The sequence below is a fragment of the Pseudomonas sp. m6p genome (genome assembly GCF_055760375.1).
This window is the reverse complement of sequence record NZ_CM147084.1, coordinates 5921550-5937387: the sequence shown is the minus strand read 5'-3', so window position 1 is coordinate 5937387 and position 15838 is coordinate 5921550. Positions and strand designations below refer to the sequence as shown.

At 60.1% G+C, this 15838-nt stretch carries 13 protein-coding genes and 1 pseudogene; 5 read left to right on the top strand and 9 right to left on the bottom strand.

What is annotated here, in order from left to right; all coding sequences use genetic code 11:
- The first annotated feature begins 124 nt into the window (after nt 1-124).
- A complete protein-coding gene (gltP, locus tag ACYZUM_RS27160) occupies nt 125-1456 on the top strand; it encodes a glutamate/aspartate:proton symporter GltP (RefSeq protein WP_047297447.1) in 1332 nt (443 codons plus the stop codon).
- A gap of 186 nt (nt 1457-1642) precedes the next feature.
- On the top strand, nt 1643-2872 hold the full coding sequence (locus ACYZUM_RS27155; protein ID WP_108181256.1) for a nucleoside recognition domain-containing protein: 1230 nt from the start codon (nt 1643-1645) through the stop codon (nt 2870-2872).
- Nucleotides 2873-2956: 84 nt separating this feature from the next.
- On the opposite strand, the gene ACYZUM_RS27150 is transcribed toward ACYZUM_RS27155, so the two are convergent.
- The 9 genes from ACYZUM_RS27150 to ACYZUM_RS27110 all read right to left on the bottom strand — a co-directional run bounded on the left by ACYZUM_RS27150 (nt 2957) and on the right by ACYZUM_RS27110 (nt 13479).
- On the bottom strand, nt 2957-3580 hold the full coding sequence (locus ACYZUM_RS27150) for an ABC-type transport auxiliary lipoprotein family protein (protein WP_108181255.1): 624 nt from the start codon (nt 3578-3580) through the stop codon (nt 2957-2959).
- Nucleotides 3577-4515: an MlaD family protein gene (locus ACYZUM_RS27145; RefSeq protein WP_041073659.1), complete on the bottom strand. Its 939-nt coding sequence runs from the start codon at nt 4513-4515 to the stop codon at nt 3577-3579. The genes ACYZUM_RS27150 and ACYZUM_RS27145 overlap by 4 nt, the downstream gene beginning before the upstream one ends.
- A 1-nt stretch (nt 4516) precedes the next feature.
- Nucleotides 4517-5320 carry an ABC transporter ATP-binding protein gene (locus tag ACYZUM_RS27140; protein ID WP_041073657.1) on the bottom strand — a complete coding sequence of 268 codons (804 nt, stop codon included), beginning with the start codon at nt 5318-5320 and terminating at the stop codon, nt 4517-4519.
- Nucleotides 5317-6465 carry an ABC transporter permease gene (locus tag ACYZUM_RS27135; RefSeq protein ID WP_108181254.1) on the bottom strand — a complete coding sequence of 383 codons (1149 nt, stop codon included), beginning with the start codon at nt 6463-6465 and terminating at the stop codon, nt 5317-5319. Before ACYZUM_RS27135 ends, ACYZUM_RS27140 begins: the two co-directional genes overlap by 4 nt.
- A 54-nt stretch (nt 6466-6519) precedes the next feature.
- Nucleotides 6520-7548: a DUF5924 family protein gene (locus ACYZUM_RS27130; protein ID WP_041073653.1), complete on the bottom strand. Its 1029-nt coding sequence runs from the start codon at nt 7546-7548 to the stop codon at nt 6520-6522.
- 189 nt (nt 7549-7737) lie between these two features.
- The gene (locus tag ACYZUM_RS27125; RefSeq protein ID WP_108181253.1) at nt 7738-9129 is read right to left on the bottom strand and encodes a M16 family metallopeptidase; all 1392 of its coding nucleotides are present in this window, start codon (nt 9127-9129) and stop codon (nt 7738-7740) included.
- A gap of 166 nt (nt 9130-9295) precedes the next feature.
- Nucleotides 9296-10954 carry a Na/Pi cotransporter family protein gene (locus ACYZUM_RS27120; RefSeq protein WP_108181252.1) on the bottom strand — a complete coding sequence of 553 codons (1659 nt, stop codon included), beginning with the start codon at nt 10952-10954 and terminating at the stop codon, nt 9296-9298.
- Between the two features lie 379 nt (nt 10955-11333).
- Nucleotides 11334-12101 carry a TerC family protein gene (locus ACYZUM_RS27115; protein ID WP_108181251.1) on the bottom strand — a complete coding sequence of 256 codons (768 nt, stop codon included), beginning with the start codon at nt 12099-12101 and terminating at the stop codon, nt 11334-11336.
- A 70-nt stretch (nt 12102-12171) separates the two neighbouring features.
- Nucleotides 12172-13479 (bottom strand): CitMHS family transporter, encoded by a 1308-nt coding sequence (locus tag ACYZUM_RS27110; RefSeq protein WP_041073646.1) that lies wholly within the window; start codon nt 13477-13479, stop codon nt 12172-12174.
- A 415-nt stretch (nt 13480-13894) separates the two neighbouring features.
- Between ACYZUM_RS27110 and ACYZUM_RS27105 the strand changes: the two genes are divergently transcribed.
- The 3 genes and pseudogenes from ACYZUM_RS27105 (at nt 13895) to ACYZUM_RS27095 (ending at nt 15826) form a co-directional block, all read left to right on the top strand.
- Complete coding sequence (locus ACYZUM_RS27105; RefSeq protein ID WP_108181250.1) at nt 13895-14908, top strand: AAA family ATPase; 1014 nt, start codon at nt 13895-13897, stop codon at nt 14906-14908.
- Nucleotides 14905-15429 carry a hypothetical protein gene (locus ACYZUM_RS27100; protein WP_108181249.1) on the top strand — a complete coding sequence of 175 codons (525 nt, stop codon included), beginning with the start codon at nt 14905-14907 and terminating at the stop codon, nt 15427-15429. The genes ACYZUM_RS27105 and ACYZUM_RS27100 overlap by 4 nt, the downstream gene beginning before the upstream one ends.
- Nucleotides 15426-15826: pseudogene (locus ACYZUM_RS27095) on the top strand (GFA family protein). The gene ACYZUM_RS27100 and the pseudogene ACYZUM_RS27095 overlap by 4 nt, the downstream one beginning before the upstream one ends.
- The last annotated feature ends 12 nt before the right edge of the window (nt 15827-15838 follow it).

The window sequence follows — 15838 nt, the reverse complement described above, 5'->3', positions numbered from 1 at the left end:
GCCGAAGAGCCGTAAATACGCGCTTCGGGGCACCTTATACGGAGGCAGATGCACAGACTTTTCCGCTAAAGAGCGTTCCAGTTGCTGCATGTGCCTGAGTCAAACGCAAGTAAGGGTAAAGATAATGAAGAAGGCAAAACTCAGCCTCGCCTGGCAGATCCTCATCGGTCTGGTTTTAGGGATTGCAATTGGTGCGTTGCTCAACCACTTCAGTGCCGAAAAAGCCTGGTGGATCAGCAACGTCCTGCAACCGGCAGGCGATATCTTTATCCGTCTGATCAAGATGATCGTGATTCCGATCGTCATCTCCTCCCTGATCGTCGGCATCGCCGGCGTGGGCGACGCCAAGAAACTCGGGCGTATCGGCCTGAAGACCATCATCTACTTCGAAGTCGTCACCACCATCGCGATCATCGTCGGCCTGCTGCTGGCCAACCTGTTCCACCCGGGTGCCGGCATCGACATGAGCACCCTGGGCACCGTGGATATCTCCAAGTACCAGGCGACCGCCGCCGAAGTACAACATGAACACGCGTTCATCGAGACGATCCTCAACCTGATCCCGTCGAACATCTTCGCGGCCATGGCCCGCGGCGAAATGCTGCCGATCATTTTCTTCTCCGTACTGTTCGGTCTCGGTCTGTCGAGCCTGCAGTCGGACCTGCGCGAGCCGCTGGTGAAGATGTTCCAGGGCGTCTCGGAAAGCATGTTCAAAGTCACCCACATGATCATGAACTACGCCCCGATCGGCGTGTTCGCCCTGATCGCGGTGACCGTGGCCAACTTCGGTTTCGCCTCGCTGCTGCCGCTGGCCAAACTGGTGATCCTGGTTTACGTCGCCATCGCTTTCTTTGCTTTCGTGGTGCTGGGCTTGATCGCCAAGCTGTTCGGCTTCTCGGTGATCAAGCTGATGCGCATCTTCAAGGATGAACTGGTCCTGGCTTACTCCACCGCCTCTTCGGAAACCGTGCTGCCACGCGTCATCGAGAAGATGGAAGCCTATGGCGCACCGAAAGCCATCTGCTCCTTCGTGGTCCCGACTGGCTACTCGTTCAACCTCGACGGTTCGACGCTGTATCAGTCGATCGCCGCCATCTTCATTGCCCAGCTGTACGGCATCGACCTGTCGATCAGCCAGCAACTGCTGCTGGTGCTGACCCTGATGGTCACTTCCAAAGGCATCGCCGGCGTACCAGGCGTGTCCTTTGTGGTGCTGCTGGCGACGCTTGGCAGTGTCGGTATCCCGCTGGAAGGCCTGGCGTTCATCGCCGGTGTCGACCGCATCATGGACATGGCGCGTACCGCACTGAACGTGATCGGCAACGCCCTGGCGGTACTGGTTATCGCACGTTGGGAAGGCATGTACGACGACGCCAAGGGCCAGCGCTACTGGAACTCCCTGCCGCACTGGCGCAGCAAGGAAAAACTGCCGGCTGGTGAAATTTCCAAGAACTGATCGCTGAACCTCTGTAGGAGCTGCCGCAGGCTGCGATCTTTTGATCTTGCTTTTAAAGATCGCAGCCTTCGGCAGCTCCTACAGGTGATTGAGGCAAGCCTTACCGACAAACCCCGGCGCAATCCGGGGTTTGTCGTTTCTGGCGAGCCCGCTATCATTCGCCGCATCTTCCGGGGGATTTGACTGATGCTTAATGGCCTGTGGCTTGGCTTCTTCGTCGTGGCAGCAATATCTGCGCTGGTGCAGTGGCTGGTCGGCGGCAACGCCGGGATATTCGCGGCGATGGTGGAAAGCATTTTTGCCATGGCCAAACTCTCGGTCGAGGTCATGGTGCTGCTGTTCGGCACGCTGACCCTGTGGCTGGGCTTTCTGCGCATCGCCGAAAAAGCCGGGATCGTCGAGTGGCTGGCGAAAGTGCTGGGCCCGCTGTTCCTGCGGCTGATGCCGGAAGTCCCGGCCGGGCATCCGGCGCTCGGTTTGATCACCCTGAACTTCGCCGCCAACGGCCTGGGCCTGGACAACGCCGCCACCCCGATCGGCCTCAAGGCCATGAAGGCGCTGCAGGAGCTCAACCCCAGCGCGACCATCGCCAGCAACGCGCAGATCCTGTTTCTGGTGCTCAACGCCTCATCGCTGACCCTGTTGCCAGTAACCATCTTCATGTACCGCGCCCAGCAAGGTGCGCCGGATCCGACCCTGGTATTCCTGCCGATTCTGCTGGCGACCAGTTGCTCGACTATTGTCGGCTTCCTTTCGGTGGCGTTCATGCAACGCCTGCGCATCTGGGACCCGGTGGTGCTGGCCTATCTGATTCCCGGCGCACTGATCCTCGGCGGCTTCATGGCGCTGCTGGCGACGATGTCGGCCACGGCGCTGGCCGGGCTGTCGTCGATCCTTGGCAACCTGACGCTGTTCGGCCTGATCATGCTGTTCCTGGTGATCGGCGCGTTACGCAAGGTCAAGGTTTACGAAGCGTTCGTCGAGGGCGCGAAGGAGGGCTTCGACGTCGCCAGGAACCTGCTGCCGTATCTGGTGGCGATGCTCTGTGCGATTGGCGTACTGCGCGCTTCCGGAGCGTTGGACTTTGGCCTGGACGGCATCCGCCATCTGGTGCAGTGGGCCGGTTGGGACACGCGTTTTGTCGACGCGTTGCCGACGGCGATGGTCAAACCGTTTTCCGGCAGCGCCGCACGGGCGATGCTGATCGAGACCATGAAGACCTCCGGCGTCGACAGCTTCCCGGCGCTGGTGGCGGCGACAATTCAGGGCAGCACCGAAACCACGTTCTATGTGCTGGCGGTGTATTTCGGTGCGGTGGGGATTCAGCGCGCAAGGCACGCCGTTGGATGCGCGCTGCTGGCTGAATTGGCCGGCGTACTCGGCGCCATTGGCGTGTGCTACTGGTTCTTTGGTTGAAGCAAAAGATCGCAGCCTTCGGCAGCTCCTACAAAGGCACGCATAACCCTGTAGGAGCTGCCGAAGGCTGCGATCCTGGCGACTTCAGGGTTTAACTGGAGCCAATTGCTGGCCTTGCTGAACAGCCCACGCAACCACCTTGGCCGTCAGCCGATCACTGGCCTGTCCAAACCCGGCCACCACCGCTGGCACCTGCACATCGTTCAACGGCTGGCGCTCTTCAAAGCGGCGGCTGGCGAGAATCTTCTGGTCGTAGCCACGCACCAGCAGCGCATCGACGCGCACCACGACGCTGGCCTGATTGCCCTGATACTCGGTCTGAAACGCCTGCAAGCTGCCGCCCAGTTCCAGATCCGCAGCGAAGTTGCTGTCATCGGTGCTGAGCAATGTCACCCGACCATCGCGGGCAAAACCATCGAGCAGCCGATTACGCACCAGCACCGGCGCCGGATCGCTCCAGCGCGAGGCTTTGTAGCTGCTGATCACGTCACCCTGTGGAATCACCGCGATGTTCGGCCGGTTCAGCGCTTCGCTGGCCTGCAATTTGTTCAGGCGCAGCGACCAGTGCTGGGTCGCCGCCGAACTGGCCGAGGCGGGCGCTTGCGCGGCGGGCAGGCGATAGACATCCGAAGGTTCGGCCTTGGGCAGGATCGAACACGCCGAGAGCAGGGTAAAACTGGCGAGGAAGGCGAAGTGAGTCAGCTTCATGGGGTGAATTCCTTGTTCTTGTCACTGCCCAGCAGGTAGCCGCTGGGGTTGGCCTCAAGGCGTTGGGAAATGCCGCGCAGCGAGGTCAGGGTTTCGCGCAGTTCGCGGATCGCCGGCGCCAGGCCATTGAGGCCCTGCATACCGTTGTCGAGCGAGTTCTGGTTCTTGCTCAGCAGGCCGTTGATGGTGGCGCTGCTTTGCTCCAGCGACTTCATCGCCTGCTCGGCACTGCCCAGCGCCTGCTTGCCCTGATCGTTGAGCAGGCCGTTGGCGTTGCGCATCAGCGCCGAGGTTTGCTCGAGCATGCTGCCGGCTTGCTTGCCGACGCTCGCCAGTTGCTGCATGGCCTGACGCAAGTCGCCGCGCTGATCGTTGATCGAACCAGTGGTCTGTTCCAGATGCGCCAGGGTGTTGCTGACGCGCTCGACGTTCTCCGGGGAAAACATCTGGTTGGCATTGTTCAACAGGGCGGTGACGCCGGTCATCAGGTCGTTGCTGTCGTTAAGCAGCCGGGAAATGGGCGAGGGCGCCGCGACGATGGTCGGCAATTCGCCGTCGTGCCCGCGCAGTTTCGGGCTCTCCGGGGTGCCGCCGCTGAGCTGGATGATCGAAGTGCCGGTGATCCCGGCCAGCGCCAGTTTGGCCTGGGTGTCTTCCTTGACCGGGGTGTCACCACCCAGACGAATCCGCGCCAGCACCCGGCGCGGGTCTTTCGGGTCGAGGCGCAGGCTGACCACGTCACCGACCTTGATCCCGCTGTACTGCACAGGGCTGCCCTTGGACAGACCGCTGACCGCCTCATTGAAGACGATTTCATAATCCTTGAACTCGCTGTCGACGCTGGACTTGGCCAGCCACAGACCGAAGAGCAGGGCGCCCGCGACGACAATTACGGCGAACAGGCCGATCAACACATGATGGGCTCGGGTTTCCATGTCAGACCTCGTTGAGCAATTTGGCGGCGTCCAGCGCCGAGCGGCCACGCGGGCCGTGGAAGTATTCGTGAATCCACGCGTCATCGGTTTCCGAGACCACGTCGATCGGGCCGGCGACCAATACCTTCTTCTGCGCCAGCACTGCCACACGGTCAGTGATGGTGTAGAGCGTGTCGAGGTCGTGGGTCACCAGAAACACGCTCAGGCCCAGCGCATCGCGCAGGGTCAGGATCAGTTGATCGAACTGCGCCGCGCCAATCGGATCGAGGCCGGCGGTGGGCTCGTCGAGAAACAGGATGTCCGGGTCCAGCGCCAGCGCCCGGGCCAGCGCGGCGCGCTTGATCATCCCGCCGGACAGCGACGCCGGGTATTTGTCCGCCGCCGACAGCGGCAGCCCGGCCAGCGCCAGTTTCACCGCCGCCAGATGCTCAGCGTCGTTGCGGCTCAGACCGGCGTGCTCGATCAGCGGCAGGGCGACGTTCTCGGTCACCGTCAGCGAGGAAAACAACGCGCCTTTCTGGAACAGCACGCCGAAACGCCGCTCGACCAGTGAGCGCTCATGCTCGGACAGGCTCGGCAGGTTCTGCCCGAACACCTTCACGTTGCCCTCGCTGGGCCGGCGCAGGCCGACAATGCTGCGCAGCAGCACCGATTTACCGCTACCGGATCCGCCGACCACGGCGAGGATTTCGCCCTTGTACAGATCCAGATCGAGGTTCTCGTGCACGCTCTGGCTGCCAAAGCGATTGCACAGGCCACGGACTTCGATCACCGCCTCCGAGGGCGCACGGGGTAAACGACTCACCAGCCCATCTCCATGAAGAACAGCGCAGCCACCGCGTCGAGCACGATCACCACGAAAATCGACTGCACCACGGCGGACGTGGTGTGCGCGCCGACCGATTCGGCGCTGCCACTGACCTTGAAGCCTTCCAGGCAACCAATGGTTGCAATCAGGAAGGCAAACACCGGCGCTTTCACCAGACCAACCAGAAAGTGCTGAATGCCGATGTCGCTTTGCAACAGCGAGAGGAACATCGCCGGCGAAATCCCCAGCGACACCGCGCACACCACGCCGCCGCCAATGATCCCGCAGAGCATCGCCAGAAACGTCAGCATCGGCAGCGCCACCAGCATCGCCAATACCCGCGGCACTACCAGCAGCTCCATCGGATCGAGGCCGAGGGTGCGGATTGCGTCGATCTCTTCGTTAGCCTTCATCGAACCGATCTGCGCGGTAAACGCGCTGGCGGTGCGTCCGGCCATCAGGATTGCCGTGAGCAGCACACCGAACTCACGCAGGAAGGAGAAGCCCACCAAGTCCACGGTAAAGATCGTCGCACCGAAACTGGCCAGCACCGTGGCACCGAGAAACGCGACCACCGCGCCCACCAGAAAGGTCAGCAGCGCCACAATCGGCGCGGCGTCGAGGCCGGTCTGTTCGATGTGGGCGACGACGGGGGTGATGCGCCAGCGCTTGGGACGAAACAGGCTGCGGGCAATGGTTTCGAGGATCAGGCCAATGAAACCCAGCACTTGCAGGGTGTCCTGCCAGACCGCTTCCACCGCGCGCCCGATGCGGGTCAGCAGTTGCACGCTGACGCTGACTTCCGGCTCCTTGATCGGCACACAGAAGTCGGTCAGCGAGCGATACACCGTTTGCAGCAGCGCGCGGTCAGCCTGGGAAATCGTGCAGTCAGGGTGTTCGGCGGAGCGGCCCAGACGCTCGGAACCGAGCAGCTCCACCAGCAACGAAGCGCCCGCAGTGTCGAGGGCACCGAGGCTGTTGAGGTCGACCACGGTGTTGGCGTCGTACTGGCCGGTCAGTTGTTCGGTCAGATGCTTGAGGTCGGCGTAATGGGCAAGCGTCCAGTCCCCGGAAACCCGCAGGCGGGCAGGGCTGATTGACGTGTCCAGCTGGGCATTACCGCTCATTGAGCTGCTGATCATAAGCTCCGTGCTTGTTCGGCTATTAAGCGAACTAACGTAATAGCACGAACCGGATTACTTTTCTTTGATCGCTGTGCTGTCTGTCACTTTGAAACGCAGCACGCCGATCACCTGACCGTCTTCAGTCAGCACCCGCACCTGCCACTTGCCTGCCGGGTTGCCGGGGAAGTTCTGCTTGTGGGTCCAGGCACGGTAGCCTTCCTTGCGCCCGCCGTGGATGTCGAGGGCGATGCGGTCGACTTCCTGGCCGTTGAACTGCCACACGTGGTAGATCCGCTCATCCAGCCCGCGCGGCGCGTTGATCGCGGTGTAGGCGTAGAGGCCGCCATTGCGGATCTGCTCGGCGCTGACCTCGTCGAGGCTGGCGCCAGGCGTGCGGTCCTGCAACTGCGTGCTGATCGCCACGTCGGTCATCCACAGCGTCGCTGGCGGCACCCACGAGCGCAGGGTCCAGCCGACCGCGCCGATGCCGACGGTGATGCACAGAATGGCCAACGCATTGCGCACGGTGCGGATCGGGAAGATCGACGCCAGACTCGGGAACGACAGCACCACCGCCGTACCCAGTGCCCATTTGAAACTCTGTGCGGTGGTCAGGTGCATGATCACCGGCAGCGCAGTGAGCAGGGCGGCGAACAGGGTCAGGGTGTGCAGCGCGAGAAACGCCCAGCGCCGTGGCGCCAGCCATTTGTAGTAGAGCGGGTCGACAATCGAGATCAGCGCGGCGATGCACAGCAGGCCGGTGAAGATCAGTTGGCCGCTGTTCCACGTAGTCGTGATGAAGAAGAACGGCAGGACGAAAAACAGACTTTCCTGGTGGATCATCTGCGTCGCGTAGCGCAGCAGCGGCTGGGGGATTTCCCGCTTGAAGATGCGCGTGAACAGGCCGGTCAGGGTGTTTTCCAGCATCAGCCAGATCCAGCTGAGCAGCATGATGATGGTGATCCAGCTCGCCAGCCCTTGCTGGCGATCGACCAAAATGAAACTGCCGACCCCGGAGATGAAACCGCCGAGCGCAATGACCCCGGGATAGCGCTTCATCAATTCGAGGATGCGCTGGATCAGGAGGGGGATTTTCTGCATGGTGGCGGTTCACGACTGGATAGGGAAAAACCTCGACAGAGTACCGTCCGCCGGGCGAGGTGGCGAGGCTCCCGGTCAGTAAAATCACGCAGCCCCCTGTGGGAGCGAGCCTGCTCGCGAATGCGGTGGGTCATACAACATTGCATCAACTGACACGACGCCTTCGCGAGCAGGCTCGCTCCCACAGGGTCAGTGTTCGACGGGTTTTCGGCGGTGATGCAGACGCCAGCCGATCAAGATCAACAGCAGAACCCCGAGACCACCGGCAATCAGCCATAACACTTCATCATCACTGAGCAACGGCTTCTCGATCCGCAGATACCCCGGTTGCAACAGCAACTCGCGCATGGCCTTGTTCGCCGTTTCCAGGGTCACGCCTTGCAACTCGCGGGCAGGGTTGGCAAAGCGTCCGTCCTCGTAATCGCCGAGCGCACTCCAGTAGTAGTCCGCCATCGCGCTGTTGCCCTGTACCGCCCAGGCCTGATGGGCGATGGCGGCCTGTTTGATCCGGGCGAAGGTGTCGGGGTCGAGGCCGTTTTTCAGCAGGTCGGCCTTGAGGTCTTCCAGCACCTGTTTGGCCTCGACAAGATCATCGCGATCAACATCGGCATTGAGGCTCATGAAACCGACCCCGCCGAACACTTCACGCTCGGCCCACGGCCCGTAGGACAAGCCATGGTTCAGGCGAATCTGCCGGTACAGTGCCCAGTCGAGGTAGTCCTTGAGGATGTCGAAAGTCTCGTCGTACTGATCGTCGAGCATCGGCTCCGGCACCAGCCAGTGCAATTTGGCGCTGTCGCCGATGAAGCCGCGGGTAAGGGTGCGTTCATGGGCGGCGCTGGTGCGGATGTCCGGCAGCTCACGGTGCTCGGCCGGATCCACCGCTTCGAGCGCGCCCCAAGTGCGTTCCAGATAGGCCGGCAGCAGTTTGTCGAGTTCACCGACGACGATCAGCGTCATGTTGTTCGGCGCGTACCAGGTCTTGCGCACCTTCTCCAGTTGCTGCTGGGTCAGGTGCCCGACCTCGGCGCGTTGCGGGCATTTCAGGCCCAGCTCCACCGCCAGCTGATTGCTGGCGGTGTGGCCCAGGTCTTGGCGGTCGAGAAAACGTTGCAGACGCGTGTAATGGCCACCGTCCTCGCGCTCGACCACGCGTTTGGCGGCGTTGATCGCATTGTCGTCAATGCGGGTCTGGGTCAGCAGACCGAGCAGCAGGTCGAGCACTTTGCGCTGATTCTTCGCCGGGGCTTCGATGACGAACGTGGTGTCGGCGTTGCTGGTGAACGCGTTCCACTCACCGCCCAACGCCTGCATGCGCTCCTCAAGGCCACCTTCGCCAGTGGCGTCGACACCGCTGAACAACAGGTGCTCGAGCAGGTGCGGCAGCTCTTTCTCATCGCAATCGAAATCGTCGAGGCCGACGCCGACCACCAGACGAATCGCCACATGCCCGCGTTCAGTGCCGGGTTTGAGCAACAGCTGCAATCCGTTGGGCAGCGCATAGCCTTCGACCTGAAAGCGATCAACGGCAAAAGCGGGCAGGGAACCGAGCAACAGACAGGCGAACAACAGGCAACGCATAACAGGCTTCCGTACGGCTGATTTGGAGATCCGTGTCGCTATTCAGGCCGGCATTCGCGAGCAAGCTCGCTCCCACAGGGGAATGCATTTCAAATGTGGGAGCGAGCTTGCTCGCGAAGGTCTTAAGGCTGAATCAATGTTACTGACTGACCCCAGCCCCAGACGTTCAAGGCGAATGTGTAATGTCGGCAATATCATCCGCTTCCAGCGCTCCGGTATCTGCCGTTTCCAGCACCACGTAAGCACTGCTGCAAAACAGCGAATTCAAGCGCTTCATATCGGCAATCAGCTCCAGGTGCAGCGAACTGGTTTCCAGACTCTGCACGATCTTACGTTGCAAACGGCTGACATGGGCATGGGCCAGACGCCGTTCCTGTGCGCGAAAGCGACGTTTCTCGCGCAACAGCTGACGGGCACTTTCCTTGTCACCGCTGAGGAACACCGACAGGCCCAGGCGCAAGTTGGCGATCAGTTGCTGATGCAACCCGGCCAAATCCTCCAGGCCTTCTTCGGAAAACGACCGACGCTGGGAAGTCTTCTGCTGCTGCACTTTGCGCAGCATGCGTTCGATCAGGTCGCTGGCCAGTTTCAGGTTGATCGCCAGTTCGATGGTCTCCGCCCAGCGCCGACTGTCCTGCTCGCCGAGATCTTCGCGGGGCATTTGCGCCAGGTACAGCTTGATCGCGCTGTACAGCGCTTCGACGTCATCGGTCAGACGACGCATCTCCTGGGTCACGGCGGTCTGCTTGCCACGCAACACATCGAGCATCGCGTCGAGCATGTTGTCGATCAGATCGCCCATGCGCAGGGTCTCGCGGGCCGCGTTGGCCAGCGCCAGGCTCGGTGTCGACAGTGCCGTCAAATCAAGGTGACGCGGCTTGGCGGTGCCGTTGACCTCCGGGCGCTCCGGCAGCAACCAGGCGCACAGCCGCGCCATCGGGGCGACGCTGGGCAGCAGGATCAGGCAGCGCGCGGTGTTATAGAGCAGGTGGAACCCGATGACCATTTCCTGCGGGCTGAAGTCGAGCCCGTCCATCCAGTGCACCAGCGGATCGAGCACCGGAATGATCAGCAACAGCCCGATCAGTTTGTACAACAGGCTGCCCAGCGCCACTTGCCGCCCGGCGGCGTTCTGCATGCTGGTGCTCATGAACGCCAGCACGCCACTGCCGATGTTGGCGCCGATCACCAGACCGATCGCCACCGGCAGGCTGATCACGCTGGCGCCGGCCAGCGTCGCGGTCAGCAGCACGGCAGCGAGGCTGGAGTAGGAAATCATCGCGAACAACGCACCGACGAGGGCGTCGAGCAGAATGTCGCCGGTCAGCGAAGCAAAAATCACCTTCACGCCTTGGGCGTGGGTAATCGGTGCGGCGGCTTCGACGATCAATTGCAAGGCGAGAATGATCAGGCCCAGACCGATGCTGACCCGGCCCATCTGCCCGAGGCGCGTCTGTTTGCGCGACAGAAAGAAAATCACCCCGAGGAAAATCAGCAGCGGCGACAGCCACGACAGGTCAAAGGTCAGCACCCGCGCCATCAGCGCGGTACCGACGTCGGCACCGAGCATGGTCGCCAGTGCCGGGGTCAGCGCCATCAGGCCCTGACCGACGAAGGAAGTGACGAGCATAGCCGTGGCGTTGCTGCTCTGCACCATCGCGGTCACGACGATGCCGGCGACGAACGCGAGCCAGCGTTTGGACATGTTCTGGCCGATCACATGGCGCAGATTGGTACCGTACACCCGCAGGATGCCGGTTCGGACGATGTGCGTACCCCAGATCAGCAGGGCCACGGCAGACAGCAAATTGAGCAGGGTGAGCATGCAGACCCCCTGTAGTAGCAGCGCCCCAAAGGGGCAAGTTGACGGTACCGCGCGGTTTCTACGTTTTTGATACTTAAGCTGTAGTTGGCTAACGGACTGGGCGCCAGCATTGCACAGCTAAAGTGCGGATTGAAACAAAAGTGTCATGAAAACAGCTTTATCCACACCCCGCGCAATCACCCCAAATCCCTGTGGGAGCTGGCTCGCCAGCGATGACGGCAGCACTGGCGACATTGATCTTGCCTGACACGCCGCTATCGCTGGCAAGCCAGCTCCCACAGGGTTTGTGTACGAGTTCAAAATCCGCTGGAACAAAAAAACCTGTAGGAGTCTGGCAAGCCAGCTCCCACAGGTTTTGTATTGCTATCGAACTACCGGGTTACTGCCCCGGAATATCCTTGCGCAGCTTCACCGGGTCCTGCTGTTTTTTCTTCCTGGCGATCGCGGTGCGCATCTTGATGTTGATCGCTTCCACCGCCAGCGAGAACGCCATGGCGAAGTAGACGTAGCCTTTCGGCACGTGTACGTCGAACGACTCGGCGATCAGCACGGTACCGACCACCAGCAGGAACGACAGTGCCAGCATCTTCAGCGACGGGTGCTTGTCGATGAACTCGCTGATCTTGCCCGAGGCCGCCATCATCACCAGCACCGCGACGACGATGGCCGCGACCATCACCGGCACATGGGAGACCATGCCGACGGCGGTGATCACCGAATCCAGCGAGAACACGATGTCGATGATCGCGATCTGGATGATGGTGTAGAGGAAATTGCCGCCCTTGCCCGAAGGCTCGTCGCCGCTTTCGTCTTCGCCTTCGAGCGCGTGGTACATCTCCTGCGAGCTCTTCCACAGCAGGAACAGACCACCGAAGAACAGGATCAGGTCGCGCCCGGAAATGCCCTGGCCGAACACCACGAACAGGTCGGCGGTGAGGCGCATGACCCAGGTGATCGACAGCAGCAACAGGATCCGCGTGATCATCGCCAGACCCAGGCCGAAGATCCGCGTGCGCTGCTGCATGTGCTTGGGCATGCGGCTGACCAGGATCGAAATCATGATGATGTTATCGATGCCCAGAACGATTTCCAGGGCGGTCAGGGTAAAGAAGGCAACCCAGATTTCGGGGTTGGTCAGCCAATCCATGTGTATTCCTTTGAGCGAGTGTTAAACCATGACGCCAGCAAGCAGCTGGCGTCATGGTGAGTGAATGCCGTTACATCGTGCTGAACAGCGGGAATGTCCCCAGCAGCAAGGCGGCCACCAGTATGCACAGGCAGACCAGCACTGCCCACTTCAGGGTGAAACGCTGGTGGTCACCGAACTCGATACCGGCCAGCGCCACCAGCAGGTACGTCGACGGCACCAGCGGGCTGAGCAAGTGGACGGGCTGACCGACGATCGAGGCACGGGCCATTTCCACCGCGGTGATGCCGTAATGGCTGGCCGCTTCGGAGAGCACCGGCAACACGCCATAGTAGAACGCGTCGTTCGACATGAAGAAGGTGAACGGCATGCTCACCAGCGCCGTGATCACGGCCAGGTACGGCCCGAGGAAGTCCGGAATCACTGCCAGCAGACTTTTCGACATGGCGTCGACCATGCCGGTTCCGGACAGGATACCGGTGAAGATACCCGCAGCGAAAATCAGACTGACCACCGACAGCACGCTGCCGGCGTGGGCCGCCACGCGGTCCTTCTGCATTTGCAGGCACGGGTAGTTGACGATCATCGCGATGCTGAACGCCACCATGAACAGCACCGGCAGCGGCAGCAGGCCGGCGATCAGGGTGCACATCAGCGCCAGGGTCAGCAGGCCGTTGAACCAGATCAGCTTCGGACGGCGGGCATCGGGGAACTGCGAGACGCTGATTTCGCTGTGATCGATCTCGTCGCCGATCAGGTGCAGCTCGCCCAGACGCGCACGCTCACGTTTGCCGTAGAAGTAGGCAATGATCAGGATCGCCACCACACCGGCGGCCATCGCCGGGATCATCGGCACAAAGATGTCCGACGGGTCGACGTGCAGCGCACTGGCGGCACGAGCGGTCGGGCCGCCCCACGGGGTCATGTTCATCACGCCACCGGCGAGGATGATCAGACCGGCCATGATCCGCGGGCTCATGCCGATGCGGCTGTACAGCGGCAGCATGGCGGCCACGCAGATCATGTAAGTGGTCGCGCCGTCACCATCGAGGGAGACGACGAGCGCCAGCACGGCGGTACCGACCGAAACTTTCAGCGGGTCGCCCTTGACCAGTTTGAGGATCTTGCGCACGGCCGGGTCGAACAGGCCGGAGTCGATCATCAGGGCGAAGTACAGAATGGCGAACATCAGCATCACGCCGGTCGGCGCAAGCTTGGTAATGCCTTCGAGCATCATCGGGCCGATCTTCGGCGCGAAACCACCGAACAGGGCGAACAGGATCGGGATGATGATCAGGGCGATCAGCGCAGACAGGCGCTTGGTCATGATCAGGAACATGAACGTGATGACCATGGCGAAGCCAAGGAAAGTCAGCATGGGATTACTCCAGGCGTAGCGCGGCTAATTGAGTGAGCGGATCGGAGGGATCAGCGCAGAACGGGAAGCACGAGACGTACGGGCGGAGTTTCAGCGAGAAGGCGGGCTACAGAGGACATCAGAATCACCATTGTTGTTGTTAATTGGGCCTGACGTGCGAGCGATCACACGCGTTGGCCAACCGGTCTGTTGCCGGTAGTGGCGGCGATCCTAATCGGGCAACCTTTCAGCTACCTTTCGCGGATGAAAGGTCTGACGAGAGGCGCGGCCACTTTCATGCGACTGGAAGCAGATACAACGATGAACGTCGTAAGACCTTTCTGTAGTTTCTGAGGGAGCGTCTTCACCCGCTGTATGGAAGGGAAACGCAATGCTAGGCTTGCGCCACTGCAATGTTTGAGAGGAGCTCCAACCAATGCTCAATAGCGTTGAATTAGATAATTTCGGCCCGCTACAAAAAATCCGCTGGGGCAAGCTCTCAAACTTGAATCTGATTATCGGAGCAAACAGCAGCGGCAAGACGTTTTTGCTCAAAGCGCTTTACTGCACGATGCGCACGCTCGAAGAGTACCAGCGTGGAAATGAACAACGTTCCGCCGCGGAGATATTGGCAGACAAACTTTACTGGACGTTTCAGGCAGACAAGATTGGCGACCTGGTAACAAAAAGTGCAGACGGTCCGTTGATGTGCAAGGTCAACGTTGACTCTCGAGCGTTTCGGTACGGCTTCGGCAAAGACACGACAAAGAACATTGCCACGTTAGAAAATCACGTCCCTCCACGAGGCAGCAACTCAATATTTCTTCCTCCCAAGGAAGTACTTTCCCTGCAACACATCATTCTGAAAAGCCGTGACATCGATAAAGACTTCGGTTTCGACGACACCTATTACGATCTGGCGAAAGCTCTCCGTCTCCTACCGACGAAAGGAAAAAACCACGCTCACTTCGCAAAGGCTAGGGAGAATCTGGAAGAGATGTTCGGCGGCAAGGTGGAATTCGACAGCAGTACAAATCGCTGGCAATTCAAAAAAGGCAATCAGAAGTTCCAGATTGGCTCTACTGCTGAGGGCATCAAGAAAATTGCGATTCTCGACACCTTGCTGGGCAATCGATTCCTGACCAAAGATTCCATGGTATTCATCGACGAACCCGAGTCGGCCTTGCATCCGGTAGCCATCACCAGGCTCGTCGATATCATTGTGTCTCTGGCCGCAAGCGGGATTCAGTTTTTCATAGCCAGCCACTCGTATTTCGTCATTAAAGCGCTGTATCTCGCGGCGCAAAAACAGAACATGTCGATCCCTGTTCTCTCGTCAATTGGCGGCGAATGGATCGGTGATGATCTTCTCAAAGGTATGCCGGACAACCCCATCGTCGATGAGTCCATTCGTCTTTATGAAGAGGAAGTGGAGCTGGCTCTGGGATGACTATTTCAATCGAAGAATCAGGGATGATTTTCGGGCCGTTTTCAGAGGATCAGCTTTTTCCAATCGAAAACAGTCCACTTTCCAAAAAAATAGGAGACGGCATCAAGGTCGCCGAGTTTGTTCTACTTCGCGATCTTCAGGACAAACCTCAGGAAGTCTGGTTTGTAGAGGCAAAATCAAGTGCTCCTCGGCAGACCGAAGTCTTCGTAGAAGAAATCAGGCAAAAATTCACCAACTCAGTGCAATTGACGCTTGCGGCTTGCCTTAGGCGGCACCCTCACAGTGAGGAACACCTTCCAGCAGGTTTCTTGAATCTTGATCTCGCGAACTGCGCCATAAAATGCATTCTGGTGATAAACCAATTTCCAAAGGAATGGATGGTCGGACTACGTGACGCGCTGAATAAGGCAATGAACTCTTTAGCGAAGACTCTCGGGCTAAAACCGGGCTCAGTCGTCGTCATTAATGATGAAATGGCACGGGCCAGGAATCTGATAAGTAACCAAGAGGGCAGACGATGACTTCATCGCACAGCGGTGGCTGCCACTGCGGACATATTCGCTATCAGTTCAGCGGGCCGTTGCAAGATATTGCCCACTGCCACGGCTTGATCTGCCGTAAGGTCAGCGGCGGGATCGTCAGTACGTGGATTACCGTGGCGGCGGCCAGCTTCCAGTGGCTGAGCGGCACGCCATCGCGCTTGACTCGTCGAGCAGTTGCGCGCGGTATTTCTGTCCGCGTTGTGGCGCGCAATTAGCGTTGGTGACGCAACTCAGTCCCGTGAGCATCGATGTGACCATCGCCACGCTGAATCACCCGGAGCGGACGCCGGCCGAGCGGCACATCTGGACGGACAGCCAATTGCCCTGGCTGCATCTGGACGAGCATCAGCCGGGTGAGACGGAAGAAACCCTGTAGGTTTACAAAAGC

Coding starts and splice junctions, on each gene's coding strand:
- ACYZUM_RS27110 (WP_041073646.1), bottom strand. CDS start 13,479: ATGCTGACTTTCCTTGGCTTCGCCATGGTCATCACGTTCATGTTCCTG.
- ACYZUM_RS27150 (WP_108181255.1), bottom strand. CDS start 3,580: ATGAAGCTGACTCACTTCGCCTTCCTCGCCAGTTTTACCCTGCTCTCG.
- ACYZUM_RS27115 (WP_108181251.1), bottom strand. CDS start 12,101: ATGGATTGGCTGACCAACCCCGAAATCTGGGTTGCCTTCTTTACCCTG.
- ACYZUM_RS27100 (WP_108181249.1), top strand. CDS start 14,905: ATGACTATTTCAATCGAAGAATCAGGGATGATTTTCGGGCCGTTTTCA.
- ACYZUM_RS27145 (WP_041073659.1), bottom strand. CDS start 4,515: ATGGAAACCCGAGCCCATCATGTGTTGATCGGCCTGTTCGCCGTAATT.
- ACYZUM_RS27125 (WP_108181253.1), bottom strand. CDS start 9,129: ATGCGTTGCCTGTTGTTCGCCTGTCTGTTGCTCGGTTCCCTGCCCGCT.
- ACYZUM_RS27135 (WP_108181254.1), bottom strand. CDS start 6,465: ATGATCAGCAGCTCAATGAGCGGTAATGCCCAGCTGGACACGTCAATC.
- ACYZUM_RS27130 (WP_041073653.1), bottom strand. CDS start 7,548: ATGCAGAAAATCCCCCTCCTGATCCAGCGCATCCTCGAATTGATGAAG.
- ACYZUM_RS27105 (WP_108181250.1), top strand. CDS start 13,895: ATGCTCAATAGCGTTGAATTAGATAATTTCGGCCCGCTACAAAAAATC.
- ACYZUM_RS27155 (WP_108181256.1), top strand. CDS start 1,643: ATGCTTAATGGCCTGTGGCTTGGCTTCTTCGTCGTGGCAGCAATATCT.
- ACYZUM_RS27120 (WP_108181252.1), bottom strand. CDS start 10,954: ATGCTCACCCTGCTCAATTTGCTGTCTGCCGTGGCCCTGCTGATCTGG.
- gltP (WP_047297447.1), top strand. CDS start 125: ATGAAGAAGGCAAAACTCAGCCTCGCCTGGCAGATCCTCATCGGTCTG.